Here is a 25,410-nt window from a genome sequence, read left to right as displayed (position 1 = left end):
AGATCGATTGTCCGGCAGCATTCAGCGGCCCCGATCGTCCGTGATCGCTGATCCGAGCGGGAGTAGGGTGGGCTTGCTTGTGCATCGCCGTGACTCGGCACTTGTCTGGCGACCGAGCCGCACCCCAGAGCGCCGCCAGCGCCGCAGCCTGGCGGCGTCCGTCGCGAAGGAAGAGTGGGCCCGATGATTCAGGATAATTGGCGTTCCTGCACAAAATGTGGAGCCCTCTACGCGGATGGTGGGCCGTCGATCTGCCCTGGAGGCGACAAGCATGACGAAGGAGCGAGCGCGCACTACATCCTCACCGACAACACGTTCCTCCAGGGAACGGGCCTCGGCAAGATGTGGGGAGTCCTCGGTGTGAGCAAGGCTGGGCCGGGGGTGCGGGGTGTGAGCGACGCGACCGGAGTGGTGGGCGAAGGTCTGGAATACGGAGTCCACGGCATCAGCGGAGACGGCCGCGCTGTCTTTGGCGAGGGCAGCGGCGAGGGCGACGGCGTAGCGGGTACCAGCCAGTCGGGCACCGGCGTCTTCGGGGAAGGCGCCCGACACGGCGTGCATGGCAAGAGTGGGGCGGGTTCTGCCGTTTACGGCGAGCAAACGGCCGATGGCGACGGCGTAACCGGCCTCAGCCAGAACGGCACGGGAGTGTTCGGGGAGGGTGAACAGAACGGCGTTCATGGCAAGAGCGGCCAGGGACGCGCTGTCTTCGGCGAAAACACGGCTGACGGAGACGGTGTTGCCGGCTTCAGCGACTCGGGAACCGGCGTGGCAGCCATCAGCGCCACGGGCACCGCCTTGTATGCACGGAGTACCTCTGGCCGCGCCGGATACTTTCAGGGCCACCTCGAGGTGACGGGGGAAATCCGGATGCTCGGTGCGGACTGTGCGGAAGAGTTCACAGCTCCCGAGGGTGTCGCCGCCGGCTCGGTCATGGTGATCGACGACGAAGGCGGTCTTGCGCTGTCGAGCGGGCCATACGACAAGCGCGTCGCGGGAGTAGTGGCAGGCGCGGGCAGCTACCGACCTGCACTCGTGCTCGACGGCGCAGGGGAAGCGGGCCCCGGGCGGGAGCGACGACCGATCTCGCTGATGGGCAAGGCCTACTGCCTCGTCGACGCTCGTGAAACCCCGGTTTCTGTCGGCGATCTGTTGACCACCGGTGAGGCGCCCGGCTGTGCGATGAGGGCGAGCGATCGCGATCGGGCATTCGGTGCAGTATTGGGTAAGGCACTTGCCCCTCTCAGCCACGGCACCGGGCTCATTCCCATACTGGTTGCGCTGCAATAGCCGCCGGCGGTTCGCTGCTGTGCTTTAGGCCCAAATGCCGCGGCCGATCACGACACCGCCGAGAGGCGCACGGATCGAGAATCGCTTGTGGGAGGCGCCGAGAGTGGGCCTGTCGCCTCCGATACCCGGCACGATCCACACGACAGCGCCGTCAGGCACGGCTGCGGCAGCCTGGGTCAGGGTGTTGACTGGCCCGTCGAGGGCCGTGTCGGGCAAGTCGAACTGAACCCAAACATCCGCTTCTCGCACATCAACCGTGCTGCCCTCGTTGGCCGTGGGCGGATGCTCGGTGGTCGCGCCACCGAGCACCACTCCGCCAATCGGGGCGATGAGGTTGACGCGTTTGCCGCCCGCGCCGAGGGTGCTGCGCTCCGTCGTCGCGCCCGGTACCAGCCGCACCGTGCCGGCATCCCGCACGGCTGCAATCGCTGCTGCCAGCGAATTGAACGGTCGGCAAACGTCTCCCTCGGACTTCCCCTTCCATTCGAAGTCGAGCCACACCTCGCTGTCGGGACCGGCGATCTCAACCTCGCCGGTCTCGGACGTGCGTCGCGGATGCGCGGCATCCGTCATATCCAGCGTGATCGTGGTCCTGCGAAAAGAATTGGCTATCTCGACCACCGCATCACGCGGGCTGTTCATGATCGTGCCGTGCAGCAGTCCTTGCTGGGGCTTGCCGGCATCGCCCACCGCATCCAGAGGGTCTCCATTGCCGTAGCTGATGGGGAAAATCTGCGCACCGAAGATCGATCCTCGGTTGAAGCCGCGGGTTTGTCGCTTGCTCCAGATGACTACGTCAAGCCGGTTGCCGTTCCGCGTCGTGTAGGTGAAGGGCTCGTTGTCGCGCAGTTCTATGGCGGGGTTGCGACGTACAACGTCTGCAGCAAACGCCTCCAGTGTGACCCCCGGGTGGAGCCAGGTGTCGAGGGCCTCGAGAAGTGCGAAGCCGTTGGCCGCTTCGAAAGTGGCCAGGAAGAATCCGGGGCCACCCGGTTGCCCGGGGGATGAGCTGCGGTTCACGAAGCGAAATCCGCTCCCCGCGACCTCGGGGACCCTCTTTTCAATCTGGCTGTCTGTCGCGGCCTCCACCCACGAGGGCCAATACACGCGGTGCCCGCAGGCGAAGTCCGGGGCGACGCCATAGTTCCGAGCGGGATCGTCCTTCAGGTGCCAGAGCGGGACCTTCACTCCGAGCACCTTGTCCTTCTCGATTCCGAGCTCGGCAAATGAAGAGAACTGGATGATGGAACTGGCATAACCCTCGGGGTACGCGCCGCCGCCGGCGCCGGTGGGCATGAAGGATGTCGTGACCGCTACCCCCAGCTGTTGGCGTTGACCGTCGGGTTGGGCCTTGCCGGCGATGTCAGGATCGATCGCATAGCCGCTCGGACTGCCGCCGGCCGTTATCAGGTAGCTGGGTGATCCCGCGTAAATCTCCATCTCGTCGCTGTTGCGCCCATCGCCCTGTTCGCGTTTCCGGGGCGTCCTGTGCAGCCTCTGGAAGTACCTGCGGTGCAGGTCGTTGACAAAGAGATCATGGATTGGTGCAGGCAACCGGTAATCGCTGAGTGCTTCGATGGCGAGCTTGCTGTCACCCTTCGGCCAGCCGCACGTCGTGCCGTCAATGGACTCGTACGCGCGCGTGTTGCCGGCCTGCAGGGCAAAATACGTGCTCATCGGGTCGGCTCCACGACGAAAGTCGCCCTGCTCGAGCAGGCCTATCGTCATTGTTCCGCCCTCGTCGGTGTCGACGTTGAGCCCTTCGTTGAGACGCCGGAACGGCACCATGCGCCTTAAATCGTTACTCGACACGGCGATATGGGCAGCGACGTAATCGAGCACCATGCGTGCCCCCAGTCGCACTTCGTGATCGTAGGCATACGTGCACAGATTGACGAGAGCCCACCTGCTCTCCGTCTGGTACGGCTTGGCGTTGTATTCCGAGAAGTCGCACTGAAGGATGCGCCGAAAGAGTGAAAGCAGGATGGACAGGCAGGTTTGTCCCGCCGAATTGGAGTTGCGGCGGTTATCGTGCTCGACCGTGCCGTCGCGCTGGAAGAGCAGTTGATTGGTCAGGTATCGTGCGGTGGCGATCATCAGGATGTGGTTCTCGGTCTCACCGATGTTGATGCTCTTTTCAAGCAGACCCACGTGGCCGGCGAGGTCCCAGTCGTCCGGGGGTATTCCGCTCGTGAATGTGTCGAGGAGCTCGGGGCGCTTCATCCGCCCCCGCGCAAGGAGGAGCACGATGAGGCGTTCGCGGGCATCCGGTGAGAGGTCCGGGTAGTAGGAGTAAGCCATGGCGAGCAGGTGCATCTGCGTCATGTCGTAGTTGCCCTCGAAACCACCTTCGAGCAGGCCCACTATGTCGGCGACTCCCGGGCCGAAGGTGCCACACCATCCGGTCTTTGCTCCGAGCACAGCGCCCGACACGATGGATCGCAGCCCGACTCCGGTTTCATGGGCGGTGGGAAAGTAGTCGAGGTAGGCGAGAGCCGTCAGTGACTTGGCCGTCGGGTGGAGAACGGGCTCTGACTTGCCGGTGTACCACTTGAGTTCGAGCAGGTCGCGATCCTGGAACATCGGAACTTCTGGGCCCGGGGGAAGGGCGACGACGGGCCAGACTCTCACCGGACCCTGTGGCCCGGTGCCATTGACCGCAACCCCGGCGCTCACGATGGCTGCAGCGCGCGCGTCGAACAGCGCGCGCGCCTGCGGCACCCGGTCTCCCGGGCCGTACGCAGGAAGTCGAACGTTTGAGAGGTCAACACGAGTGCCGTCGGATGAGAACTGGTCGCTGGACCAGTTCAGCTGTCGCGCAGGCCGCCGGTAATACGGGGAATGTGAGGACACCTCCATTAGCGTCCTCGGCCTGTCCACCGCCGTCAAGCCCCAGGGTTTGGGCAAAGCAAGCACCAGTGCCGGACCGGTGAAACACTCCGCGTCAGAGGACCGGCGCCCCGCGCCGAAGCTCGCCCTGGACGGCGAGGGCGAGCTCACGGAGCAGCACCAGGTCGATTTCCCCGGCCGGGCGGGGCATCGGATCGAACACGCACAGTGCCCCGATCCGCTCGCCGGAGGGCGATTCCACCGGGAATCCGGCGTAGAAGCGGATGTACGGTTCCCCGACCACGAGCGGATTGTCTCGGAATTGCGGGTCGGTCATGGCGTCCGCCACGACCAGCGGCCCCGGGTCCCGAATGGTCACGTCGGAGAACGAATTGCTCCGGGGGATTTCCTGCGGAAGCGGGCCGACGTTCGCCTTGTCCCACTGCCGGTCATGGTCGGTCACCGTGAACGCCGCCCACCGCGTGCCGAACGAGCGCTGGGCCAGCGCGACGATGCGCGTGAACCGCTCTTCGGGATCCGTGTCCAGGATGCCCAGCCCGTCGACGGCGCGCTGGCGGGCCTCCTCGAGCACCCGGGCGTCCTTCGGGACGTCTGCCGGTGCGGCGCCGTCGACCGCGAGGTGCTCCGCGTCCAGGGGAGCGGTCATCGAGTTGGCCAGGAGCTCCGCCCAGTTGCGATAGTCGGTGGCCGAGCGGAAGCGGCCGGGTTCGCCGTGGGCCGCGGCCGTCATGGCGATGAAGGTCGTCCGGGGCAGGGCCTGGCAGATCTCCGCCGCCACCCGATCCAGCGCGACACCGTGCCTGGCGCCCACCGCGCCGAGCGCGGAGGCGAAGACCGGGATGGAGCGAACGGGCTGGTTGCCGAGCAGGAAGATTTGCGTGGACCGCGAGGACTCCCGTTCCACCAGGCGCAGCAGCGCGGTCAGCTCCCTCCGCCAGACCCGCAGCGAGGTCAGGTTGAGGGCGTCCCGGGCGCCGAGCGTGATGACGATGGCGTCGAAGCGCCAGAGGCGAAGCGCGGCCAGCTCACGGGGCGCGGTGCCCAGGGAGGCCGAGGGGCTGGCGGCAAGGTCGACGTCGACGCCGCGCCCGGACCGGGTCGAGATCGCCCGGGCCAGGGCTCCCGGCAGGGCGAGGTCGTGGCTGAGGACGCCCCAGCCGAGCGCCGGGCCGCTGCCGAAGAGCAGGATGCGGTCGCTGTCGGTTCCGGGGGAGTGCGCCTGGGGCGCATCCGTGGGTCGGGGGATGTCCCGATAGGCGGGCGATTGCGCGGCGACGTAGGCCTTCATGATCGGCAGGCTCACCCACCGCGCCAGTCCCCGCACGATACCCCCCTGACGCCACCTGAACAGACCGGGCAGAGACGTCGCCGTGACACCGCCCCCAGCGAGGGCGCCTCTGCGCTCACTCTACTGGGCCACGGCCTAATCGGATGCCGCGTGTTCGATCACGAAATCCGAGCCAGGAAAGACCACGCTCTCGTGCCCCTCGCTGAAGCGGACGAGGTAGGGCGGCGCGCCGTCCACTCCTCGGACCTCGATGATTTCGCCGTGACGATCCGGCGTTTCCACACTCTTACCGCGGATGATGATCCGGTCCCCTTGTGCTGCGTGCATCGCACCCACCTCCTGGCCGTAAGGGTACGCCCGGACGCGAGTCCGGCACAGGGGATCCGGCACCGACTCTTCCCAAAATACCCGCTGGGGTATATTCTTGAGCGATGACCTACGCCAACACGATCTCGCTCAGCCGCCCCTTCGCCGAAACGGTTGGGCTGGTGAAGGAATCCCTGGGCGCGCAGGGCTTCGGGATCCTGACCGAGATCGACGTCTCGGCGACCTTCACCGCCAAGCTCGGCGCGGAGGCCGGCGAATCGGTGGGCGACTACCTGATCCTGGGCGCGTGCAACCCTCCCCTGGCGCAGCGGGCCATCGCGGCGGACCCCGACATGGGCGTCCTGCTGCCGTGCAACGTGGTCGTGCGCCGCGGCCGCGGCTCCTCGGAAACCCTGGTCCAGGCGATTGATCCGGCCACCATGGTGCAGCTGAGCGGCCGGCCCGGGATGCAGGCCATCGCCGACGAGGTGGGCGCCAGGCTTGGCGCCGCGCTGGCCGCGGTGGAAGCGGCTGAGGGGTGCTAAACGCTCCACTCTTGGGCCGGCGCATCCGGCCCGTCGGCTCGCGCCCAGTCGGACGTGAGCTATCCTTAAGAATCTGTACTGCGCTTGAACGCTCCATCGCGTGCCGTCATCGACGGCCGCCCGGCTGATCGTTGAACCGTAGCTTCTCCCCGGGCATCAGTTCGGGTCGTCCGGGTGAGATAGGCATTCCCGCAAGGGCTTGCCTCGCTGGGGCGAGGGGTAGGGCCCTCGCTCCAGCGTCAACAGTGCGCCGTCAACAGTGCGCCGTCAGCACAGGTGCCGCAACCCGCCGGGTCAGCCGTGATCCCGGGTGATGCCGGTTCTCAGGCGATCGCATAGCTCGGTGAGCTGTTTCAGCTCGTCTTCGCTGAGCGCGTCGCCAACGTGCTCGGTGATCGAGTTCATATGCAGGGCCGCCACCCGGCGGAACACCTCAAACCCCGCCGTCGTCAGCTCCACGATCGCGCCCCGGCGGTCTTCCGGGTCGCCCAGCTTGCGGAGATAGCCCCGGGACACGAGTCGGTCGACCAGGCGGCTCACGCTCGGCTGGGTCAGCAGCACATGCCTGTTGAGGTCGCGCAGCCGGAGGCGCCACTCGGGGCACGTCGACAGCGTGAACATGACGTCGTACTCGTTGAACGAGATGTCGCGTGAGGGGAAGTCGGCGGCGAGCCCGCGCATGATGGCGACCTGGGCGCGAAAGAGGGCTTCCCACGCGCTGACTGCCACGGCTCGATCGGCCACCCGGACTCCTATCCCTGATCTCTAAGAATAGGGACTGCGCGGCGAATGTCGATGCAGGCGGTGCACGAAAACTCTTCGGAGAATATCGGGCCGATCTCTGGCGCTCGTTACCCGTTCGTTATATATTCAGAGAGCGTCAAACGTTTGCTGTGGCGGATGGCGCGAAATGTGATTGCAGGACACTCTTGGTGCAAGGGAAGAGGGTCGGTCGCTTCGGCGACCGGCCCTCAATCACGTTAATGGCGCAGCCACGTTCAGGGCGCAGCCACGTTCAGGGCGCAGCCACGTTCAGGGCGCATTCACGTTAACGGCGCAATCAGGCAAAGCGTGCGACCGCGTGGGTGGACCCGCTTCAGAAAACGTCGGGGCTGGGCGTGCTTGCCTGGCGGATGGAGACATCCGCGTGGCGGTCGAAACGGTAACCGGCGCCGCGGACGGTGCGCACGATGTCCTCGTAGCGGCCGAGCTTCGCGCGGAGGCGGCGAACGTGCACGTCGATCGTGCGTTCGTTCGGGGCGTCCTCGTCGTCGGTGGCCGACCAGAGCGAGGAAATCAGCTCCGCGCGCTCGATCGTGCGACCCTCGCGCAGCACCAGGTACTGCAGCAGCTCGAATTCCTTGTAGGTGAGCGCCGCCGTCTCGTTGTCGAGGATGACGCGCTTGCGGGAGATGTCGACCACCACGCCGCCGGGCGCGCGGTCCGGGTCCTCGGCGGGGGCGCGGTGCTTGGCGAGTGCCGCGGGGTCCTGCAGGGCGAGGCGCACGACGTCGACGTCGCGGCCGCCGGCGCCCTCCGGGGCGATGGCGACGGCCGCGTAGGTCTCGGCCGTGGGGGCGAGGCCGGCCGTCAGGGCCTTGAGGGCCTCGACGATGCGGTGCAGGCTGGTTCCGGCGGCCGCGGCCTTCGCCTCGTCGATGCCGACGTAGAGGACGAACCCCCGAGCCTGGGTGCCGTCGGGCACGGCCCGGATGCGCGGTGCCGCCGGGGCGATGTCCTGGCGGACGACGTGGGCGGTGTGGGCGGAACGGGCGGTGTCGATGTGTGCGAGTGACATGGGATCAAGGTCCTTTGTGATGATGATGCGGCAAACCCGACGCGTCAGTCGCGTGAAATGGGTTCGGAAGTGTGCGGCCGATGGCCGGGATGCGGAAGCGTCGAGGCTCCGGGGGAGTTCGCTCGGCCGGCGAGATTCAGCGCGGCGGGAACTCGGCGAGGGGGTCGCGTGTCAGCGGGACATTCGGCAACACATGACGGCGTCGCTGCCGGGCATCATCATGCCGGCAGTCCCAGGGGCCTCGGAGGAGGTCAGGGGGAGCACGTTGGTTGTCATAAAGTCGAGTAAAGCCGACTGTGACGCCGTGTGTCAATTCAGTGACGCGGGATGACCCGGTGTGACGCGCATCACGTCCACCGGGCTCCGTGGGCGGGCGGAGGATCCAGCACGAATTCCCGATTCGTCAAAGATTCCTCGACGAAAACGAATTTCATCAAAGATTCTCGAAGTTCGACCCGCAGGGCGTGTCGCCCGTCGCAGGTCCTGCGGAGCTCGGTGGGGCTAGACCAGGCCGTAGAGGCGGTCGCCGGCGTCGCCGAGGCCCGGCACGATGTAGCCGAGTTCGTTGAGGTGGTCATCCACGGCGCCGAGCACGATGGTCACCTCGCGGCCGGCGAGGGCCTTCTCCACCGCTGCGAGTCCCTCGGGGGCGGCGAGGATGCAGATGGCCGTGACATCCACCGCGCCGCGGTCGAAGAGGAAGTCGATCGCGGCGATCAGCGACCCGCCGGTGGCGAGCATGGGGTCCAGCACGAAGCACTGGCGGTCGGAGAGGTCGTCCGGCAGCCGCTCGGCGTAGGTCGTCGGCTGGAGGGTCTCCTCGTTGCGGGCCATCCCGAGGAATCCGACTTCGGCCGTGGGCAGCAGCTTCACCATTCCCTCGAGCATGCCGAGCCCGGCGCGCAGGATCGGCACGACGAGCGGCTTGGGGTCGCTGATCTTCACCCCGCGGGCCTCGGCGACCGGAGTCTGCACGGTCACCCCTTCCACGCGCACGCCCCGGGTCCCCTCATAGGCGAGGAGGGTCATCAGCTCCTCGACCAGCGCCCGGAACAGGGGCGACGGGGTGTTTTTGTCGCGGAGCACCGTGAGCTTGTGGGTGATGAGAGGGTGGTCGGCAACGTGGACTCGCATAGGCTCAATCTACTAGTTGAGAGAGGTTCCGCATGGGGCAGCAGAGCGGCCGGCACGTTGAGTGGATGCGGCTGGCCCTCGCCGAGGCCCGCGCGGCGCTCGCCACGGGCGATGTCCCGGTCGGCGCGATCGTCCTGGATACCGACGGACAGGTCATCGGGACCGGGCGCAACGAGCGCGAGCTCCTGCAGGACCCGACCGCGCACGCCGAGATCGTGGCCATCCGTCAGGCGGCGGCGGCCACCGGTGACTGGCGCCTCACCGGATGCACCCTCGTGGTGACGCTCGAGCCCTGCGTGATGTGTGCGGGCGCGATCGTCGCCGCGCGCGTCCCCGTTGTGGTCTTCGGGGCCTGGGACGAGAAGGCGGGCGCCTCCGGGTCGGTGTACGACGTGCTGCGCGACCGGCGGCTCAACCACCGGGTGGAGGTGTACCCCCAGGTGGATGCCGAGGAGTGCGGGGACCTCCTCAGGGAGTTCTTTGAGGATCCAGCCCGTCGAGCCACTCGCTGAACATGGCGCGCGACGCGTCCTGCATGGCCGCCGAGTAGCGCGCTCGCTCCCGGCGCAGGTCGTCGGCGTCGACGCCCTCGGCCAGCAGCTCTGGCGCGGAGGCGGCCAGCCACTGCTCGTGCATCTCGTCGGTGACCTCCGGGTGGAACTGCACGGCCAGGGCCCAGTTGCCGATCCCGAATGCCTCATTGCCGTACTGGGGCGAACCGGCCAGCCGGGTCACGCCCTCGGGCAGGTCGAAGGTGTCGCTGTGCCACTGCATCACCGGCACGCCGGCGATATGGCGGAGTGGAGATGCCGCGCCGGCCTCGGTCGGCTCGACCGTGCGGAAGCCGATTTCGTTCGTCGGACCGGCATAGACCGCCGAGCCGAGGGCGCTGGCCATCAGCTGCGCGCCGAGGCACACGCCGAAGACGGGCCGCCCGGCGCCCAGACGGCCGGCCAGCAGCTCGACCTCGTCGCGGAGGGCGGGGAACCGATCGGCGTCGTTCACGCCCATGTCCCCGCCGAGGACGACGACGAGGTCGGCCGCCAGCGCGTCGATCCCGCGGACATCGTCCTGGAGCGTGTCGACGTGGCGCACGTCGTAGCCGTGCTCACGCAGCACCGGCGCCAGGTTGCCGAGATGGATCGTGTCGTCGTGCCTGAGCACCAGGGCGGTGCGGCTCACTCGAGTCCCTTGATCACGATCGCGTCGGTGGGCGGGTTGACGAGGTTCGGGTCGACGTAGACGTCCGGCTCCAGGTAGATCGCCCGGGCGATCGGCACGGCCTTGCGGATGCGGGTTTCGATCGTGTTGATGGCGATGGCCACCTCGGAGAACCGGCTGCCGGAGTCGAAGGCCAGCTTGGCCGCGACCAGCAGCTCGTCCGGGCCGAGGTAGAGCGTCTTCATGTGGATGATGCGCCTGGTCTCCGGGCCGGCCAGGATCGCTTGTTCGATGTCGGCGACATCCGTGGTGCCCGCGCCCTCGCCGACCAGCAGGCTCTTGGTTTCCACGCCCAGGATGATGGCCACCATCACGAGGAGCGCGCCGATGGCGAGCGTGCCGACGGCGTCCCAGATCGGGTCGCCGGTGAGGATCGTCAGGCTGACGCCGAGGAAGGCGAACACAAGGCCGGCGAGGGCGGCGAGGTCTTCGAGCAGCACGACGGGCAGCTCCGGGGCCTTGGCGTGCCGCACGAACTGCACCCAGGACTGCGTGCCGCGCACGTGGTTGGACTCTTTGACGGCCGTGCGGAGGGAGAAGCCTTCGAGCACCATCGCCACGAGGAGCACGACGATCGGCAGCCACGGCACCTCGAGCGGATGCGGGTGCTGCAGCTTGTTGAACCCCTCATAGAGGGAGAAGACGCCACCGATCGAGAAGAGCACGATCGACACGACGAAGGCGTACACGTAGCGTTCCCGGCCGTAGCCGAACGGATGCACCGCGGTGGCATCCTTCTTCGCCTTGCGGCCGCCAAGGAGCAGCAGCAGCTGGTTTCCGGAGTCGGCCAGGGAGTGCACGGCCTCGGCGAGCATCGAGGATGAGCCGGAGAAGGCCCAGGCCACGAACTTGGTGATCGCGATGCCCAGGTTGGCCAGGAGTGCCGCCACGATTGCCTTGTTTCCACCGGATGCGCTCATGCAAACATCCTAGGACGCTTGCCGATCGCGCGGCCGTCGCCCAGCGGTGCCCGGAAAAGTAGACTCGAAGGATGACTTCCCCAGACTCGACCACGCTCCCCGCAATCGCCTTCCTCGGTGCCGGCTCGATGGCCCGGGCGGTCCTGGCGGGGCTGCTCAAGCCGAGTGTGACGGTGGAGGGCGGCATCCGCGCCACCAACCGGACCACCGCGAAGGCCGACGAACTGGGCGGTGTGGAGGGCGTCACGGCCTTCGCCACCGAGGTCGACCCCGACGCCAACCTCAAGGCGGTCGCCGGCGCCCGCATCGTCGTCGTCGCGGTGAAGCCCGGCATGGTGCCGCGCCTGCTCACCGAGATCGCCGGCAGCCTCGAGCCCGGGACGCTCGTCATCAGCGTGGCCGCGGGCGTGACCATCGCCACCTTCGAGTCGCTGCTGCCCGATTCGGTGCACGTCATCCGATCCATGCCGAACACGCCGGCCATCGTCGGCCAGGCGGTCACCGGGCTCAGCGCCGGCACCCGCTCGAGCGCCGAGGACCTCGCGCTCGCCACGGCCCTGTTCGACACGGTCGGCGACGTGCTCGTCGTGCCGGAGGAGAAGCTCGACGCGCTCAGCACCATTTCCGGATCCGGGCCGGCGTACGTCTTCTACCTGATCGAGCAGCTCACGGCCACGGCGATCGACAAGGGCTTCACGCCGGAAGAAGCGGCGACGATGGTCAACGGAACGTTCCTCGGCGCGAGCTCCCTCCTCGCTGTCTCGGACAAGACCCCCGGGGAACTGCGCCGCCAGGTGACCAGCCCCAACGGCACCACCGAGCGGGCGGTCTGGGAGCTCGAAAAGGGCGGCCTCAAGGCTCTCTTCGACACGGCCACGGATGCCGCGCTCGCCCGGGCCCGCGAGCTGGCGGCGTCCTGACCCGCGTCTCTCAAACGTTGGCAAGGAACGATGCGCCGGTAGTGCGCCGCTGGGCGGGAGTTGCGCCACCCGCGCAACGGCGCAGCACCTGCGCAGCTCGAAATCCCCGGTCCGGCAGCTAGGAGCCGAGCGCCGCGAACCGTTCGATGTCGCCCTCGGTGCCGGCCACGATGATCAGGTCCTCGTCCGTCACCACGGTCTCCGCCGTCGCGTAGGTGAACGGGCGGCCCGGGCTCTTCACGCCCACGACGGTCACCTTGTGCGTGGTCCGCACGCCCGAGTCGGTGAGGTTGAGCCCGCGGATGGGCTTCGGCGGGTACATTTTAACCAGCGCGAAGTCGTCGTCGAACTCGATGAAGTCGAGCATCCGGCCGGAGACGAGGTGGGCGACGCGCTCGCCGGCCTCCGCCTCCGGGTAGATCACGTGGTTGGCGCCGATGCGCTCGAGGATTTTGCCGTGCGACTGGGAGATCGCCTTCGCCCAGATCTGCGGGATCTTCAGGTCGACAAGGTTGGCCACGATCAGCACGCTGGCCTCGACGGATGACCCGACCGCGCAGACCGCAACGGTGAAGTCCTGCGCGCCGATCTGCCGGAGCGCGTCGATCGACTTGGCGTCCGCCTGGACCGCGTGGGTGACTCGTTCGGCCCACTTCTGCACGAGCGCTTCGTTGTCGTCGACGGCCAGCACCTCCCGGCCGAGGCGGTCGAGCTTTCCTGCCGTCGCCGCCCCGAATCGACCGAGGCCGATGACAAGGACGGGTGCGTGGTGTTTGATCCGGTCAACCAACGATGGGCCTTTCCTCCGGGCGCTTGAACAACTGCCTGCTCTGGCTCGCGGCCAGCGCCGCCGCGAGAGTCACTGTACCAACCCGGCCCATGAACATGGTCGCCGCCATCACGTAGACGCCGGCGGGCGGCAGGTCCTGGGTGAGGCCGGTGGACAGCCCGCAGGTCGCGAACGCTGAGATGACGTCGAAGAGCACCAGGTCGAAGGGTTGCTTCGAGATCTGCAGGATGAGGATGCTGGACACCGCCACCGTGGTTGCCCCCCAGAGCACGACGCTGACGGCCAGGCGCAGGATGTCCGCCGGGATCCTGCGGCCGAAGGCCTCCATCTGCGCCCGTCCGCGCGCCTCGGCGAAGGCGGCCAGGAACAGGATCGCAAGGGTGGTGACCTTGATGCCGCCGGCGGTGGAGGCCGAGCCGCCGCCGATGAACATCAGCATGTCGCTCACCAGCAGGCTCGACCCGTGCAGGTCGCTCACCGTGATCGTGGCGAACCCGCCCGACCTCGTCATCACCGACATGAACAGCGACTGGAAGATCGTGTCCCCGGCGTTCAGCGAACCGAACGTCTTCGGGTTGTCGAATTCGAGCACGATGTAGACGATCATGCCCGCGACCAGGAGGATGAACGTCGTCACGAGGGTCAGTTTGACGTGCAGCGACCAGCGCCGGGGGCTCAGCCAGCCGCGCGCGAACGCGTAGATCACGGGGAAGCCGAGGCTTCCGAGGAACACGCCGAGCATCAGCCCGCCGAGGAGCCAGTAGTCGTTCGCGAACTGGTCGAGGCCCCCGGCGTTCGGGCTGAAGCCGGTGTTCGTGAACGCCATCGCGGCGTAGTAGACGCTGTGCCAGGCGGCCTCGCCCAGGGGGACCCCGTCGAGCAGCATCCGCGGGAACAGGATCGCGGTGACCACCGCCTCGATCACCAGGGTGCTGATGGCCACCGTGGCGAGCAGGCTGCCGACCTCGCCGAGCCGCACCGCCTGGCCCTCGTTGATCGGTCCGGCGTGGATGCGGGAGGGGTTCGAGTCGCTCGCGGCGAGCAGCTTGGCCCGGAGCCCGAGCCGGCGGGAGATGACCATGCCCATGATCGACGCGAGGGTGAGCACGCCGACGCCGCCGATGTTGACCCCGACGACGACGAGGATGTTGCCGAACGGCGACCAGTGCGTCGCCATGTCGACGGTGGAGAGGCCGGTGACGCAGATCACCGAGACGGCGGTGAACAGCGCGTCGTGCAGCGGCGTGATCGTCGATGTCGACGAGGCGATCGGGAGCGAGAAGAGAACGGTGAAGAGCAGAACGAGGGCGGTGAAGACGAGAATCGCGAATCTCGAGGGCGACTTGCGCACCAGGTCGTCGACGAGATCCCGGCCCCGGGCGTACCACGACGAGTTCGGCGCTGGGAAACGAGTCTCGGAAGAGACGAATGGCACCTGTGGCTCCCGCTTCCGTTGTGGCCGGCGACGATATGTCATCGTACCGGCAGGGCGAGTGACTAATCTTGGGTCATGGCAAACATCTTCGACGTGGTGGCGGACTCGACCAGGCGCGACATCCTGCATATTCTTCTGGAGCGCTACAACCAGTCGGCCGACGCGGTGGGGGAACTCAGCGTCTCGGACATCGTGAGCCGGCTCGGCCTGAGCCAGCCGACGATCTCGAAGCACCTCAAGGTCCTGCGCGAAGCGGGCCTCGTGGGCGTGCGCGAAGAGGGCCAGCATCGCTTCTACCACCTCGACTACGCGCCGCTCGAGGAGATCGAGGACTGGCTGATCCCGTTCCTCAGCGTTGACTTCGACGTGACCGCCGAGGAAATCGACGCCGAGGCCGGCCTGAAGTCCGAGCAGCGCGCGTTCGCCGCCGCCATCGGCAAGGCCTTCGCCGACACGTCGTTCCAGATGAGCCACGCGGTGAAGGACGCCACCTCCAAAAAGTGGCGGAAAAACGACTAGACGACCGCTCACGCTTGCGCCTAGAGTTACCGTCAGGCACGCGGGTAACACCCGTAACACCCGGTGCTCTCAGAGTTGACTCGCCGGGATTCACAAAGGGTTCACGCGAATGGCACAGGACTTGTCCGAGGTGCGCTTCCTCACGGTGGCTGAGGTCGCCGCGATGATGCGCGTGTCGAAGATGACGGTGTACCGGCTCGTTCACTCCGGGGAGCTCCCGGCGATCCGCTTCGGGCGCTCCTTTCGCGTGCCCGAGTCTGCCGCCCGGGCGGCCATCGAACGGCCCGTCGCGGACTCTGCGTAGGAGCGCCTGCTTTTTCCGGTTAGAATGGTGTTTTCGTGTCGGTCGCAGATCCGCGGCTCAACCAAATACTTGTGAGGTCCGTGTGGGTTCTGTAATTAAGAAGCGACGCAAGCGCATGGCGAAGAAGAAGCACCGCAAGCTGCTTCGTAAGACTCGCCACCAGCGTCGCAATAAGAAGTAGGACGGCCTCTGGCCGTACTGGCGTGAGCGTCAGGCCCCTGGGGCCTGGCGCTTTTTGCTGCCCGCAGCGCGGCCTTGTGGGAGGCGGAGCAGTGAGCGGATGAGCCTGGTTCGTCCCCTGGAACCGGTTCGGGGAGCGAGCTCCCAGCCGGCCCGCCTAGGCTGGAGGAATGGCTACCGCACTCCTCACCCTGATCGGCAAGCCCGGCTGTCACCTCTGCGACGACGCCCGGGACCTCATCGACAGCGTCGTGCAGAAGGTCGCCGGCCATCCTTCGGCCCCCGAGATCGTGCTCGAGGAGTTGTCGATCCTCGACGACGCCGGGCTTCACGAGCAGTACGTCGAGGAGATCCCGGTGCTTCTGATCAACGGCAAGGTCCACAACTACTGGCGGATCGACCCCCTGCGCCTGCGTACGGCCCTGCTGGAGGTGCGATGAGCATCCGGCACGTCGTCTCCTGGCGGCTCGCCTCGACCGACCCGGCCGAGAAGGCCGAGCACGCGGCCCGGATCATCGCCGGGCTCGAGTCCCTGGTGGGCGTGGTCGACGACATCCGCTCACTCACCGTCGGCGCGGATGTCGCCGGTGGCGACAACTGGGACGTCGTGCTGATCGCCGACTTCGACGACATGGACGCGGTCGCCCGCTACCAGGCGCACCCCGAACACCAGAAGGTGGGCGCCTACATCCGCTCGGTCGTCTCGGCCCGCATGGCCGTCGACCTGAACTTCTAGCCCCCTTCCTCCCCTTCCCCCCTCCGCGAAACCGCACTTGTGCGCGTTATTCGCGTGTTTTAGCGCGCACTACTGCGGTTTCGCGGGGGTCTGCTGGGCGAGGACGCGCCGCACGCGGTTGAGGAACGCCCGCCGGTTCGTGAAAACGTCGTCGGGGACCACCCGGATGACCCGCCACCGGTCGGCCTCGAAGGTCTCGCGCCTCGTGATGTCCCCGCGAAAGCGCTCCTTGCTGACCCGGTGCCCGTCGCCTTCGTACTCGAACAGGAGGCGAGCCCACGGATAGGCGAGGTCGGGTTTCCCGAGGCGCCGCCCGTCGCCGTCGAACACGGCCTCGTTGACGACCGGTTCAGGCAAGCCATCATCGACGAGGATGAGCCTCAGCCACGTCTCCGGGCGCGAATCCACGCCGGTGCGCACCCTGCCGATCGCCTCCCTCAGGTTCTTCGCGCCGCGTCGGCCGGAGTGCCGCAGCACACCGGCCCGCAGCTCGGCGATCGTGGCCAGCGGGGGCTCGCGGCCGGCGTCGGTGACCCGTCCGGAGACGAGGAAGTCGCCGGCGGCAATGAGGTCGTAGAGCGTGAGCAGGGTGGATAGCTGGCACCAGGTGGATACCGGGTCGGTCACCACAAACCCGTGGTGTTCCCGGAACGCGGCCTCGATTCCGCCGAGCGCATGCCCGACCACGCCGACGACCCGCGGCGGTTGCCGGCGCTCGTTCACGGCAACGTGAATGGTCTGGTCGCCGGCGAGGAACGGCGGGAGGGGGATCAGGTAGAGCTGCGCCGCCGTGACGTGGCTGAACGCCTGGCCGGCGGGCATCCGCGGCAGGTAGCCCTCGCACCGGCCGTGGATGGCCGTGAAGTCGAGGTCGATCGCGCGCACGCCGCGGGATGGTCGCTGCACATCGGGGGCGAGCAGCCGGCCTCGCCCGAGGGTTTCCGGCGGGACATCCGTGGTCAGGAACGCGCGTCCGCGGAGCGGGACTGGGAGGATCGTTCGGTTTCGCACCCGGACATGATGCCTTTTTCCGTCCGCGCGCGCCGAACCTGTCCACAGCCCGCCGCGAAACCGCAGTTGTGCGCGCTAGAACACGCGCATAACGTGCACAACTGCGGTTTCGCGGGGGGACGGGCTAGGGAACGAGACGGGTGGGGCCGCGGAACAGGTAGGTGACCTCGCGGATGCTGGCCTGGTGCAGCATGAGCATCAGCACCCGGGCGAGGCCCATGCCGAAACCGCCGTGGGTCGGCACGCCGTAGCGGAAGAAGTCGAGGTACTCGCCGAGCTCCTCCGGGTCGAGGCCCTTCTCCTTGGCCTGCTCGACGAGCACGTCGATGCGGTGCTCGCGCTGGGCGCCGGTGGAGATCTCGGTGCCGTTGAAGATCAGGTCGTAGCTGTTCGTCAGGCTCGCATCGCCCTCGTGGCGCATGTGGTAGAACGGCCGGATGCTCGAGGCGTAGTCGGTGAGGAAGACGAACTCGTGGCCGTAGGTCTCCTTGACGTACGCGGCGATGCGGCGCTCGCCCTCTGGATCCATGTCGTCGTCGTCGCGCGGAACCTCGTAGCCGTGCTGCTTGACGATCTCCTTCGCCTCGGCGAGCGGGATGCGCGGGAACGGCTTGGTCGGCACGGTCACCTCGACGTTGAAGAGGGCCTTGACCTCGTCTCCGTGCTTCGCCCTGACCGCGGTGAACGCGGCGACGAGCAGGTCCTCGTGCAGCGCCATGACGTCTTCGTGGCTGTCGATCCAGCTGATCTCCGAGTCGATGCTGGTGAACTCGGTGGCGTGGCGGCTGGTGAACGACGGGTCGGCGCGGAACGCCGGCCCGACCTCGAACATCTTGCCGAAGCCGGCGGACTGCGCCATCTGCTTGAAGAACTGCGGGCTCTGCGCCAGGTAGGCCTTGGTGTCGAAGTACTCGACCTCGAACAGCTCGGCGCTGGACTCGCTGGCGCTGGCCATGAGCTTCGGGGTGTGCAGTTCGATGAAGTCGTTCTCGATCCAGTACGTGCGCAGGGCGTGCTCGAACGTGGTCTGGATCCGGAAGATGAGGTTCTGCTTCTGGTTGCGCAGGTCGAGGAAGCGCCAGTCCATCCGCTTGTCGAGGCTGGAGTCCGCCGCGATCGGCGTCTCCGGGATGGCCAGGGTGACGATCTCCAGGCCGGCCAGCTTGATCTCGATGCCGCCGAGCTTGACGCGTTCGTCGTGCTTGAGCTGGCCGGTCACGGTGACGAAGCTGCCCTGCGAGAGCGAGGAGATGCTCGTGGCGGGCTCGTCGGCGATGACGACGCCGTCGGCATCCGAGTTGCGCGGGTTGACCAGCTGCACGGCGCCGGACTCGTCGCGGAGCACGACGAACTGCACCTTCTTCTGGTCGCGCACCGTCTCGACCCATCCGGACACCGAAACGGGGCCGTCATCGAGGGCGGACAGGTTCTTGATCAATATGCGCGCAGTCACCCGCCAAGTTTAGCCGCACGGGCTCTCGGCGAATTCGCGGCCGGGCCCTCCGTAGACTGGAGCACGTGGTAGCTAGCCAGGTACATCTCGTGCGGCACGGTGAGGTTTTCAACCCCGAGCGCGTCCTTTACGGCAGGCTGCCGGGGTTTGGACTGTCCCCGCTGGGCCGGAAGATGGCCGAGGCGGCCGCGGCCGACCTCGTCGACCGGGGTCGCCCGGTCGTGCGGATCGTCTCCTCGCCGCTGCAGCGCACGCTGGAATCGGCCGAACCGATCGCCGCCCTGTTCAACCTCCCGGTCAGCACCGACGACCAGCTGATCGAGCCGAAGAACCGCTTCGAAGGCACCCGGCTGACCGGTCCCGGCGGCGCGCTCCGCGACCCCCGCAACTGGCCGTCGCTGGCCAACCCGCTCCGCCCGAGCTGGGGGGAACCGTTCCGCTCGATCGCCGCCCGGATGCTCGCCGCGGTCGACGACGCCTGGAACTCGGTCGACGGCGGCGACGTCGTGCTCGTCAGCCACCAGCTGCCGATCTGGATGGTGCACCGCGCGCTCGCCGGGGAACGCCTGGCCCACGACCCGCGCAAACGCCGCTGCGAGCTCTCGAGCATCACCACCCTCTCCTGGCGCGGCGAGGGCTTCGTCGAGGTCGGCTACGCCAACCCGGCCGGGCACCTCCAGGTGCTGGCCACGGATGTCGGGGCGGTATGAGCCGCCGCCGCCTCCTGACCGCGCTCGCCACCGCCGCGGCCCTGTCCGCCCTGCTCGCCGGATGCTCGTCCGACCCGCTGGCCGAGCAGTACCGCGAGGGCAGCAGCAAGGGGTTCATCGCCGGGGACGGCAGCTGGACCGAGATCCCCGCGGCCAAGCGCGGCGACGCCGTGACCTGGAGCGGGACCACCGAAAACGGTGAGACCGTCTCGTCGACCGACTACGCCGACGAGGTCGTCGTCCTCAATTTCTGGTACGCCAGCTGTGCTCCCTGCCGGGCCGAGGCCCCCGACCTGCAGACGCTCAGCGAGGCCTTCGACGGGAAGGGCGCCGCGTTCCTCGGCGTCAACGTGCGCGACCGGCCCGCCAACGCGATCGCGTTCAACGAGAACTACGGCATCACCTATCCCTCGGTGATGGACGTCGCCGACGGCGGCATGCAGCTCGCGTTCAGCGGGAGCATCCCGCCCAATGCCGTGCCCACGACCCTGGTCCTGGACAGCTCCGGCCGGGTGGCCGCGCGGATCCTGGGCCGGGTGTCGTCGCCGTCGATCCTGAAGACCCTGATCCGCGACACGATCGCCGAGGACAACTAGGCGTGGGTGATCCGTTCGGGGAACTCGTCTTCAGCGGCCAACTGTTCATCGCGATCCCGATCGCCGTGCTGGCCGGCCTGGTCTCCTTCGCGTCGCCGTGCATCCTCCCGCTCGTGCCCGGCTACCTCGCCTACATCGGCGGGTTCACCGACGGCCGCACGCCGGCCAGGGCGGACCACCGCGGCCGGAACCGGCTGCTCGCCGGTGTCGGCCTCTTCATCCTCGGCTTCACGCTGGTCTTCGTGCTCACCGGCGTGATGTTCGGCGCGGCCGGATTCTGGCTGAACCAATACCGCGACCTGATCACCCGCGTCGCCGGCGTCATCGTCATCCTGCTCGGCCTCGTCTTCATCGGCCAGTTCGGGGTGATGCAGCGCACGGTCAAGTCCTCGTGGCGTCCGCGGATGGGGCTTGCCGGCGCGCCGGTGCTGGGCGCGGTGTTCGCGATCGGCTGGACACCGTGCACCGGGCCGACGCTGACGGCGATCAACTCGCTCAGCCTGAGCTCCGGGTCACCCTGGCAGGGCGGCCTGCTGGCCCTCTTCTACGCGCTCGGCCTCGGCATCCCGTTCCTGCTGATCGCCCTCGGCCTCAGCTGGGCGACCGGGGCCGTGGCCTTCCTCAAGCGGCACATCCGGGCGATCAACCTGATGGGTGGCGCCCTGCTCATTCTCATTGGCCTGCTCATGGTCAGCGGCGTCTGGAACGCCTGGCTCCTCGACCTGCAAGGGGTGATTGGCAACTTTGTCCCGGCCATCTGACCATTACGATTCCCGCCCGGCAGGCTCCGGCGACGCCGTCACCCAGCCGCGCCTCGGCTCGGCCGGCTGGCTGCGCTGGTTCTGGCGCCAGCTCACCAGCATGCGCACGGCACTGTTCCTGCTCCTGCTGCTGGCGATCGCCGCCGTCCCCGGGTCGCTCGTGCCGCAGCGCAGCTCCGACCCCAACGGCGTCACCCAGTACTTCGCCAACAACCCCGACCTCGCGCCGGCCCTCGACTCCATCCAGGCCTTCGACGTGTATTCCTCGGCCTGGTTCTCCGCGATCTACCTGCTGCTCTTCGTCTCCCTGATCGGCTGCGTGATCCCGCGCACGAAGCACCACCTGCAGGCGCTCCGGGCCAAGCCGCCGAAGACGCCGGCGCGGCTGGCCCGCCTGTCCGGCTTCACCGCTCGCGACGCTCCGGCGGGCACGGATGCCCAGGCGGCGATCGAATCCGCCAGCGGCCTCCTCAAGGCGGGCGGCTACCGGGTCGCCCGCTTCGACAACGGCCCGGAGGTCTCCGTCTCGGCCGAGCGCGGCTACCTGCGCGAGACCGGCAACCTCGTCTTCCACTCGGCGCTGGTGGGCATCCTGATCACCGTCGGCTTCGGCAGCGGATTCGGTTTCAGCGGCCAGCGTGTGCTCGTCGAGGGCCAGACCTTCGTGAACACCCTGCTCGCCTACGACTCGTTCAATCCCGGCCGCTTCTTCGACGACGCGAGCCTCGACCCCTACAAGCTCAAGCTCGACGACTTCGACGTCGCCTACGAGACGAAGAACCTCAAGGCCTTCGGCCAGGCGCTCGACTTCACCGCCGACGTCACGGTCACTCCCAGGGGCGAGGCCGCGAAGCCCGGCGCCGTGAAGGTGAACGGGCCGCTCCGCACCGGCGGCACCGACGTCTACCTGCTCGGCAACGGCTACGCGCCGACCATCACGGTGAAGGACCCCGACGGCACGGTGGTCTTCACCGATTCGATTCCCTTCCTGCCCCAGGACGCGAACCTAACCTCCCTCGGGGTGGTGAAGGTTCCGGACGGGCTGAAGAAGCAGGTCGGCATGATCGGGTTCTTCTACCCGACCCAGGCGGAGGCGCAGTCCGGCGCCTACTTCTCCTCCTTCCCGGATCTCGAATACCCGCTGCTGACCCTGAACGTCTACGCCGGCGACCTCGGCCTCGACGAAGGCGTCCCGACATCCGTCTATTCGCTCGACACCGACAAGATGGATGCCCTGGCCACGCGCACGACCACGGTCAAGCCGCTCGAGCTCAAGCCAGGCGAGACCCAGCAGCTTCCGGGCGGACTCGGCTCGGTCACCTTCGAGGACGCCAACCCGGGCGCGAAGAAGGGCGACTTCTCCGGCTCCGTCCTGCGGTTCGCCTCCTTCGACATCCACCACGACCCCACCCAGGGCTGGGTGCTCCTGTTCGCGGTCCTCGTGCTGCTCGGGCTGCTCACCTCCCTGTTCATCCCGCGCCGTCGCGTCTGGGTGAAGGCCATCGAGCAGGGCGACGGGTCGGTGCGGCTCGAGTACGCCGGCCTCGCCCGCGGTGACGACCCCGCCCTCGAGGCGGCGGTGGCGGACCTCGCCGACCGCCACGGCGCCCAGCTGCCGGCAGCCCCGCTCGCTCCCGCCCCCGATCAGACTTAGGCTGGCACAGTGAATCTCAATGAGCTCTCGATCCTGAGCCTGTACTCGGCCATGGGCGTGTACGCGTTCGCCTTCATCGCCTTCGCGATCGACCTGGCCCGGCGCTCCTCCGCGGTGGATGCCGCGGTGGATGCCGCGCAGGCCGGCACGCGGGCCGGCGCGGAGGCCGGCGCGAGGCTCGCCGCCGAGGCCACAGGATCTGCCGCGGCCGGGTCAGGGGGCACAACCACCCTGACCCGCATCAGCACACGCATCGCCAATGACGCGGCCACCCCCTACGGCCGCTCGGCCAGCCTCCGCGTCGGCGTCTCGCTGACCGTGCTCGCCTGGGCGTTGCACCTGGCCGCCGACGTGCTCCGCGGCCTGGCCGCCGGCCGGGTCCCCTGGGCGAACATGTACGAGTTCGCGATGACCGGGACGCTCCTGATCGTGACCGTGTTCCTGATCGTGCTGACCCGGGCGGACCTGCGCTTCCTCGGGACCTTCGTCACCGGCCTGGTGCTGATCCTGCTGGGGATCGCCGCCCTCCGGTTCTACGTCGAGGTCGCCCCGCTGCCGCCGGCGCTCCAGTCGGTCTGGCTCGTCATCCACGTCTTCGTCGCCTCGCTCGGCACCGGGTTCTTCGCGCTCGGCTTCGCCCTGTCGGCCGTGCAGCTGCTCCAGTTCCGGCGAGAGAGCCTCGTGGCCGAGGCCCGGGCGACGCGGCTGCGGTTCGTGGCCACGCTGCCGTCCTCGGCGACCCTGGAGAACCTCGCCTACCGGGTCAACATCATCGGCTTCATCCTCTGGACCTTCACCCTGATGGCCGGCTCGATCTGGGCCGAGAAGGCCTGGGGCCGGTACTGGGGCTGGGACACCAAGGAGGTCTGGACCTTCATCATCTGGACCATCTACGCCGGGTACATCCACGCCAGGGCTACCCGCGGCTGGCGTGGCTCACGCTCGGCGTGGCTGGCGATCATCGGTTTCAGCGCCGTCATGTTCAACTTCGGCATCGTGAACGTGTTCTTCAAGGGCCTGCACGCCTACTCGGGCCTCTGATCTCGACCAGCTCGATCAGGATGCCGCTGAGTTGCGGACAAAGTACCTTCATTTGGCTCGGGAAGGTACTTTGTCCGCGACTCAGTTGAGCCGCGTCCAGGCCTCGGCGAGCTTGGCGTCAGTCGGCCAGGAGCGCCCTGGTGCGGGCGAGGCGTTCCAGCCACCAGTCGCGACGGTCCGCGGCCGCCGCGTGGCGCTCGAGCAGCGCTGCATCGGGCGTGACCCGGCGCACGGCGACGCGGCCGCGGACGGGGACGAGCGGTTCGGCGGTGACATCCGCGGCCAGCAGCGCGGCCGTCCCCAGGCCGCAGTCGAAGGACAGCTCCGGGATCGCCGCGGCGAGGTGCGCGCCCATCGAGATGCCGATCGAGGTGTCCAGCGCGCTGGAGACGACGACGGGCAGGCCCGCCTCCGCCGTGAGCGCCAGGGCCGAGCGGATGCCGCCGAGCGGCTGGGCCTTGACCACCAGGATGTCCGCGGCTCCGGCCCGCGCCACCGCGAGCGGGTCCTCGGCGCGGCGAACGCTCTCGTCCGCCGCGATCGGCAGCCCCATGTACCTCGTCCGGAACCGGATTTCAGCCAGTTCCTCCACGGTCGCGCAGGGCTGCTCGACGTACTCGAGGTCGAACCCGGCCAGGGCGTGCAGGGCGTGCTCGGCCTCATCCACATTCCAGAGCCCGTTCGCGTCGACGCGGATGCGTCCCTCCGGCCCGAGCGCGGCACGCACGGCGCGGACCCGCGCCACGTCATCGGCCAGGGTCTGGTCGGAGGAGGCGACCTTCACCTTCGCGGTGCGGCAGCCGGGGAAGCGGGCGAGGACGCCGGCCACGTCCTCGGGCGCGACCGCGGGCACCGTGGCGTTCACCGGGACGCTGGTGCGCAGCAGCGCCGGTGTTTCGTGCCAGCCGAAATCGATGGCCGCCCGGAGCCACACTGCCGCTTCGGCGTCGTCGTATTCGGCGAACGGCGAGAACTCCGTCCAGCCGTGCGGGCCCCGAAGGAGCAGGGCCTCGCGACTCTCCAGCCCCCGGAACCGGGTGATCAGGGGCAGGGCGACCACGTGCGCCGTGCCGAGCAACTCGTCCAGTGAGGGCAGCATCCCCCCAGTCTGGCACCCGCGCGGGGATCAGCCCGGGAACCGGGCGACGCCGGCCCCAGCCGTCCTCGGCCCTGGTCGGGTCAGAGAACGTCCCGCATGAACGCGTTGTCCGGCTCGGGCCCGGTGTCGACGCCGTTGTGGTTCGGCTTCGTGTTGACCAGGGCGACCGGAATCCCGGGCGAAATCAACAGATAGGCATCTTCGACGCGTCCCTCGCCGCTGTTGACCTGCAGCCAGTACGGCCGGCCCGCCGCCAGCGCCGTGACCAGCTCCTCCTGGATCGATGCGACCGTTCGACCGCCGAGGGAGTACGGCTTGCCGCCGTAGACGATGTCGACCCGTTTCACGGCATCCCCTTCGTCAGCGTCGTCGGCGTCGGATGGGGCTCGGGAACGATCTGCAGCCCACCGGAGGAATTCGCGGTGAACATGAGTGCTTCGATCCACTCACGATTGAGGCTCGGGGTTCGAGCGCCGAAGTACTTGTACGCGATCGGGATGCCGGGATTCAGCCAGATCGTGCTCCGGCCGCCGCCGCCCTGCGGGTCGTCCCTCCACGTGAAGTAGAACGACTCGCCGCGGCGCAGCTTGGCGCCGATCACCACCTGGATGTGCGCGAGTATCCGATCGTCGAAGTCAGCAGTGAGCGTCGAGTCGTATGTCAGTTTGCCCATTGCACCGCTCCCCGTTCCCCCGTCTTGCGAGACTACCTCGGTTCGAAGCGGCCCACCATGCTCATTTCGGGGGGGGGCCCTATGTTTTTGTCAAGCGGCGAGTGGGTGCTCGGCTTGATAGAGCGTGCCGTCGCGGAGCATGGCGTAGATGACGTCGCAACGGCGGCGGGCGAGGG

The 25,410-nt window shown here is 68.0% G+C and carries 29 protein-coding genes; 14 read left to right on the top strand and 15 right to left on the bottom strand.

Going from position 1 to position 25,410, the window contains the following annotated elements; genetic code table 11:
- The first annotated feature begins 183 nt into the window (after positions 1-183).
- Positions 184-1,290 carry a hypothetical protein gene (locus E3O23_RS00250; RefSeq protein WP_198415092.1) on the top strand — a complete coding sequence of 369 codons (1,107 nt, stop codon included), beginning with the start codon at positions 184-186 and terminating at the stop codon, positions 1,288-1,290.
- Positions 1,291-1,314: 24 nt separating this feature from the next.
- Here the strand turns inward: E3O23_RS00250 and E3O23_RS00245 are convergent, their stop codons facing one another.
- The 3 genes from E3O23_RS00245 to E3O23_RS00235 all read right to left on the bottom strand — a co-directional run bounded on the left by E3O23_RS00245 (position 1,315) and on the right by E3O23_RS00235 (position 5,755).
- Positions 1,315-3,873: a hypothetical protein gene (locus E3O23_RS00245; RefSeq protein WP_134486607.1), complete on the bottom strand. Its 2,559-nt coding sequence runs from the start codon at positions 3,871-3,873 to the stop codon at positions 1,315-1,317.
- 361 nt (positions 3,874-4,234) lie between these two features.
- Positions 4,235-5,464: a GAF domain-containing protein gene (locus tag E3O23_RS00240; protein ID WP_134486604.1), complete on the bottom strand. Its 1,230-nt coding sequence runs from the start codon at positions 5,462-5,464 to the stop codon at positions 4,235-4,237.
- A 99-nt stretch (positions 5,465-5,563) separates the two neighbouring features.
- Positions 5,564-5,755, bottom strand: a complete 192-nt coding sequence (locus E3O23_RS00235; RefSeq protein WP_134486601.1) for a DUF1918 domain-containing protein — start codon at positions 5,753-5,755, stop codon at positions 5,564-5,566.
- Positions 5,756-5,859: 104 nt separating this feature from the next.
- Here E3O23_RS00235 and E3O23_RS00230 point away from each other — a divergent pair, with 104 nt between their 5' ends.
- A complete protein-coding gene (locus E3O23_RS00230; RefSeq protein WP_134486598.1) occupies positions 5,860-6,279 on the top strand; it encodes a DUF302 domain-containing protein in 420 nt (139 codons plus the stop codon).
- Positions 6,280-6,573: 294 nt separating this feature from the next.
- Here the strand turns inward: E3O23_RS00230 and E3O23_RS00225 are convergent, their stop codons facing one another.
- From E3O23_RS00225 to upp, 3 genes are all read right to left on the bottom strand, one after another.
- On the bottom strand, positions 6,574-7,023 hold the full coding sequence (locus E3O23_RS00225) for a MarR family winged helix-turn-helix transcriptional regulator (protein ID WP_241983245.1): 450 nt from the start codon (positions 7,021-7,023) through the stop codon (positions 6,574-6,576).
- 352 nt (positions 7,024-7,375) lie between these two features.
- Positions 7,376-8,077 carry a winged helix-turn-helix domain-containing protein gene (locus E3O23_RS00220; protein WP_134486595.1) on the bottom strand — a complete coding sequence of 234 codons (702 nt, stop codon included), beginning with the start codon at positions 8,075-8,077 and terminating at the stop codon, positions 7,376-7,378.
- A 501-nt stretch (positions 8,078-8,578) separates the two neighbouring features.
- Positions 8,579-9,211 (bottom strand): uracil phosphoribosyltransferase, encoded by a 633-nt coding sequence (gene upp, locus E3O23_RS00215; protein WP_134486592.1) that lies wholly within the window; start codon positions 9,209-9,211, stop codon positions 8,579-8,581.
- Positions 9,212-9,243: 32 nt separating this feature from the next.
- Here upp and tadA point away from each other — a divergent pair, with 32 nt between their 5' ends.
- Positions 9,244-9,723 (top strand): tRNA adenosine(34) deaminase TadA, encoded by a 480-nt coding sequence (gene tadA, locus E3O23_RS00210; protein WP_134486589.1) that lies wholly within the window; start codon positions 9,244-9,246, stop codon positions 9,721-9,723.
- On the opposite strand, the gene E3O23_RS00205 is transcribed toward tadA, so the two are convergent.
- Positions 9,680-10,393 (bottom strand): glutamine amidotransferase, encoded by a 714-nt coding sequence (locus E3O23_RS00205; protein ID WP_134486586.1) that lies wholly within the window; start codon positions 10,391-10,393, stop codon positions 9,680-9,682. The two genes, tadA and E3O23_RS00205, sit on opposite strands and share 44 nt — an antisense overlap.
- Entirely contained in the window at positions 10,390-11,352 is a 963-nt protein-coding gene (locus tag E3O23_RS00200) for a cation diffusion facilitator family transporter (RefSeq protein ID WP_134486583.1), read from the bottom strand. Before E3O23_RS00200 ends, E3O23_RS00205 begins: the two co-directional genes overlap by 4 nt.
- Positions 11,353-11,423: 71 nt before the next feature.
- On the opposite strand from E3O23_RS00200, the gene proC reads away from it, so the two are divergent.
- Positions 11,424-12,272 (top strand): pyrroline-5-carboxylate reductase, encoded by an 849-nt coding sequence (gene proC, locus E3O23_RS00195; protein WP_134486580.1) that lies wholly within the window; start codon positions 11,424-11,426, stop codon positions 12,270-12,272.
- A gap of 118 nt (positions 12,273-12,390) precedes the next feature.
- Here proC and E3O23_RS00190 read toward each other — a convergent pair whose 3' ends face one another.
- Together E3O23_RS00190 and E3O23_RS00185 are read right to left on the bottom strand one after the other, a co-directional pair.
- The gene (locus E3O23_RS00190; protein WP_134486577.1) at positions 12,391-13,062 is read right to left on the bottom strand and encodes a potassium channel family protein; all 672 of its coding nucleotides are present in this window, start codon (positions 13,060-13,062) and stop codon (positions 12,391-12,393) included.
- The gene (locus E3O23_RS00185) at positions 13,055-14,497 is read right to left on the bottom strand and encodes a TrkH family potassium uptake protein (RefSeq protein WP_420897626.1); all 1,443 of its coding nucleotides are present in this window, start codon (positions 14,495-14,497) and stop codon (positions 13,055-13,057) included. The genes E3O23_RS00190 and E3O23_RS00185 overlap by 8 nt, the downstream gene beginning before the upstream one ends.
- Positions 14,498-14,572: 75 nt before the next feature.
- On the opposite strand from E3O23_RS00185, the gene E3O23_RS00180 reads away from it, so the two are divergent.
- From E3O23_RS00180 to E3O23_RS00160, 5 genes are all read left to right on the top strand, one after another.
- A complete protein-coding gene (locus E3O23_RS00180) occupies positions 14,573-15,016 on the top strand; it encodes an ArsR/SmtB family transcription factor (protein ID WP_134486571.1) in 444 nt (147 codons plus the stop codon).
- Between the two features lie 109 nt (positions 15,017-15,125).
- Positions 15,126-15,320, top strand: coding sequence for a helix-turn-helix domain-containing protein (locus E3O23_RS00175; protein ID WP_134486568.1), 195 nt, complete (start codon positions 15,126-15,128; stop codon positions 15,318-15,320).
- Between the two features lie 82 nt (positions 15,321-15,402).
- A complete protein-coding gene (locus E3O23_RS00170; RefSeq protein WP_003792170.1) occupies positions 15,403-15,501 on the top strand; it encodes a 30S ribosomal protein bS22 in 99 nt (32 codons plus the stop codon).
- 169 nt (positions 15,502-15,670) lie between these two features.
- Positions 15,671-15,940 carry a glutaredoxin family protein gene (locus E3O23_RS00165; protein ID WP_134486565.1) on the top strand — a complete coding sequence of 90 codons (270 nt, stop codon included), beginning with the start codon at positions 15,671-15,673 and terminating at the stop codon, positions 15,938-15,940.
- A complete protein-coding gene (locus E3O23_RS00160) occupies positions 15,937-16,236 on the top strand; it encodes a Dabb family protein (protein ID WP_134486562.1) in 300 nt (99 codons plus the stop codon). Before E3O23_RS00165 ends, E3O23_RS00160 begins: the two co-directional genes overlap by 4 nt.
- A 69-nt stretch (positions 16,237-16,305) precedes the next feature.
- Here the strand turns inward: E3O23_RS00160 and E3O23_RS00155 are convergent, their stop codons facing one another.
- Together E3O23_RS00155 and aspS are read right to left on the bottom strand one after the other, a co-directional pair.
- Positions 16,306-17,247, bottom strand: coding sequence for a hypothetical protein (locus E3O23_RS00155; protein ID WP_134486559.1), 942 nt, complete (start codon positions 17,245-17,247; stop codon positions 16,306-16,308).
- A gap of 124 nt (positions 17,248-17,371) precedes the next feature.
- Positions 17,372-18,685, bottom strand: coding sequence for an aspartate--tRNA(Asn) ligase (gene aspS / locus E3O23_RS00150; RefSeq protein ID WP_420897628.1), 1,314 nt, complete (start codon positions 18,683-18,685; stop codon positions 17,372-17,374).
- Positions 18,686-18,765: 80 nt separating this feature from the next.
- Between aspS and E3O23_RS00145 the strand changes: the two genes are divergently transcribed.
- The 5 genes from E3O23_RS00145 to ccsB are packed head-to-tail and all read left to right on the top strand — an operon-like array spanning position 18,766 to position 23,462.
- On the top strand, positions 18,766-19,410 hold the full coding sequence (locus E3O23_RS00145; RefSeq protein ID WP_134486553.1) for a histidine phosphatase family protein: 645 nt from the start codon (positions 18,766-18,768) through the stop codon (positions 19,408-19,410).
- Entirely contained in the window at positions 19,407-20,006 is a 600-nt protein-coding gene (locus tag E3O23_RS00140; RefSeq protein ID WP_134486550.1) for a TlpA family protein disulfide reductase, read from the top strand. The genes E3O23_RS00145 and E3O23_RS00140 overlap by 4 nt, the downstream gene beginning before the upstream one ends.
- A gap of 2 nt (positions 20,007-20,008) precedes the next feature.
- A complete protein-coding gene (locus tag E3O23_RS00135; protein WP_134486547.1) occupies positions 20,009-20,767 on the top strand; it encodes a cytochrome c biogenesis CcdA family protein in 759 nt (252 codons plus the stop codon).
- Positions 20,751-22,421: a cytochrome c biogenesis protein ResB gene (gene resB, locus E3O23_RS00130; RefSeq protein WP_134486544.1), complete on the top strand. Its 1,671-nt coding sequence runs from the start codon at positions 20,751-20,753 to the stop codon at positions 22,419-22,421. Before E3O23_RS00135 ends, resB begins: the two co-directional genes overlap by 17 nt.
- A gap of 51 nt (positions 22,422-22,472) precedes the next feature.
- Positions 22,473-23,462: a c-type cytochrome biogenesis protein CcsB gene (gene ccsB, locus E3O23_RS00125; protein ID WP_134486817.1), complete on the top strand. Its 990-nt coding sequence runs from the start codon at positions 22,473-22,475 to the stop codon at positions 23,460-23,462.
- A gap of 118 nt (positions 23,463-23,580) precedes the next feature.
- On the opposite strand, the gene E3O23_RS00120 is transcribed toward ccsB, so the two are convergent.
- The 3 genes from E3O23_RS00120 to E3O23_RS00110 form a co-directional block, all read right to left on the bottom strand.
- Positions 23,581-24,561, bottom strand: a complete 981-nt coding sequence (locus E3O23_RS00120; RefSeq protein WP_134486542.1) for an o-succinylbenzoate synthase — start codon at positions 24,559-24,561, stop codon at positions 23,581-23,583.
- An 80-nt stretch (positions 24,562-24,641) separates the two neighbouring features.
- Positions 24,642-24,908 (bottom strand): hypothetical protein, encoded by a 267-nt coding sequence (locus E3O23_RS00115; protein WP_174776568.1) that lies wholly within the window; start codon positions 24,906-24,908, stop codon positions 24,642-24,644.
- Positions 24,905-25,234: a DUF7882 family protein gene (locus tag E3O23_RS00110; RefSeq protein WP_134486539.1), complete on the bottom strand. Its 330-nt coding sequence runs from the start codon at positions 25,232-25,234 to the stop codon at positions 24,905-24,907. The genes E3O23_RS00115 and E3O23_RS00110 overlap by 4 nt, the downstream gene beginning before the upstream one ends.
- Between the last annotated feature and the right edge of the window lie 176 nt (positions 25,235-25,410).

This window comes from Cryobacterium tagatosivorans, assembly GCF_004402215.1.
GTDB lineage: Bacteria > Actinomycetota > Actinomycetes > Actinomycetales > Microbacteriaceae > Cryobacterium > Cryobacterium tagatosivorans.
The sequence above is the reverse complement of the archived record's forward strand: the minus strand, read 5'-3'. Positions and strand labels throughout refer to the sequence as shown.

What these genes read in the sequence shown, in the direction of transcription:
- E3O23_RS00110 (WP_134486539.1), bottom strand. Translation starts at nt 25,234, where the DNA reads ATGGGCAAACTGACATACGACTCGACGCTCACTGCTGACTTCGACGAT.
- E3O23_RS00165 (WP_134486565.1), top strand. Translation starts at nt 15,671, where the DNA reads ATGGCTACCGCACTCCTCACCCTGATCGGCAAGCCCGGCTGTCACCTC.
- E3O23_RS00160 (WP_134486562.1), top strand. Translation starts at nt 15,937, where the DNA reads ATGAGCATCCGGCACGTCGTCTCCTGGCGGCTCGCCTCGACCGACCCG.
- ccsB (WP_134486817.1), top strand. Translation starts at nt 22,473, where the DNA reads ATGGGCGTGTACGCGTTCGCCTTCATCGCCTTCGCGATCGACCTGGCC.
- E3O23_RS00140 (WP_134486550.1), top strand. Translation starts at nt 19,407, where the DNA reads ATGAGCCGCCGCCGCCTCCTGACCGCGCTCGCCACCGCCGCGGCCCTG.
- E3O23_RS00220 (WP_134486595.1), bottom strand. Translation starts at nt 8,077, where the DNA reads ATGTCACTCGCACACATCGACACCGCCCGTTCCGCCCACACCGCCCAC.
- E3O23_RS00230 (WP_134486598.1), top strand. Translation starts at nt 5,860, where the DNA reads ATGACCTACGCCAACACGATCTCGCTCAGCCGCCCCTTCGCCGAAACG.
- E3O23_RS00235 (WP_134486601.1), bottom strand. Translation starts at nt 5,755, where the DNA reads ATGCACGCAGCACAAGGGGACCGGATCATCATCCGCGGTAAGAGTGTG.
- E3O23_RS00120 (WP_134486542.1), bottom strand. Translation starts at nt 24,561, where the DNA reads ATGCTGCCCTCACTGGACGAGTTGCTCGGCACGGCGCACGTGGTCGCC.
- E3O23_RS00245 (WP_134486607.1), bottom strand. Translation starts at nt 3,873, where the DNA reads ATGTTCCAGGATCGCGACCTGCTCGAACTCAAGTGGTACACCGGCAAG.
- proC (WP_134486580.1), top strand. Translation starts at nt 11,424, where the DNA reads ATGACTTCCCCAGACTCGACCACGCTCCCCGCAATCGCCTTCCTCGGT.
- E3O23_RS00250 (WP_198415092.1), top strand. Translation starts at nt 184, where the DNA reads ATGATTCAGGATAATTGGCGTTCCTGCACAAAATGTGGAGCCCTCTAC.
- E3O23_RS00175 (WP_134486568.1), top strand. Translation starts at nt 15,126, where the DNA reads ATGGCACAGGACTTGTCCGAGGTGCGCTTCCTCACGGTGGCTGAGGTC.
- tadA (WP_134486589.1), top strand. Translation starts at nt 9,244, where the DNA reads ATGGGGCAGCAGAGCGGCCGGCACGTTGAGTGGATGCGGCTGGCCCTC.
- E3O23_RS00200 (WP_134486583.1), bottom strand. Translation starts at nt 11,352, where the DNA reads ATGAGCGCATCCGGTGGAAACAAGGCAATCGTGGCGGCACTCCTGGCC.
- E3O23_RS00180 (WP_134486571.1), top strand. Translation starts at nt 14,573, where the DNA reads ATGGCAAACATCTTCGACGTGGTGGCGGACTCGACCAGGCGCGACATC.
- upp (WP_134486592.1), bottom strand. Translation starts at nt 9,211, where the DNA reads ATGCGAGTCCACGTTGCCGACCACCCTCTCATCACCCACAAGCTCACG.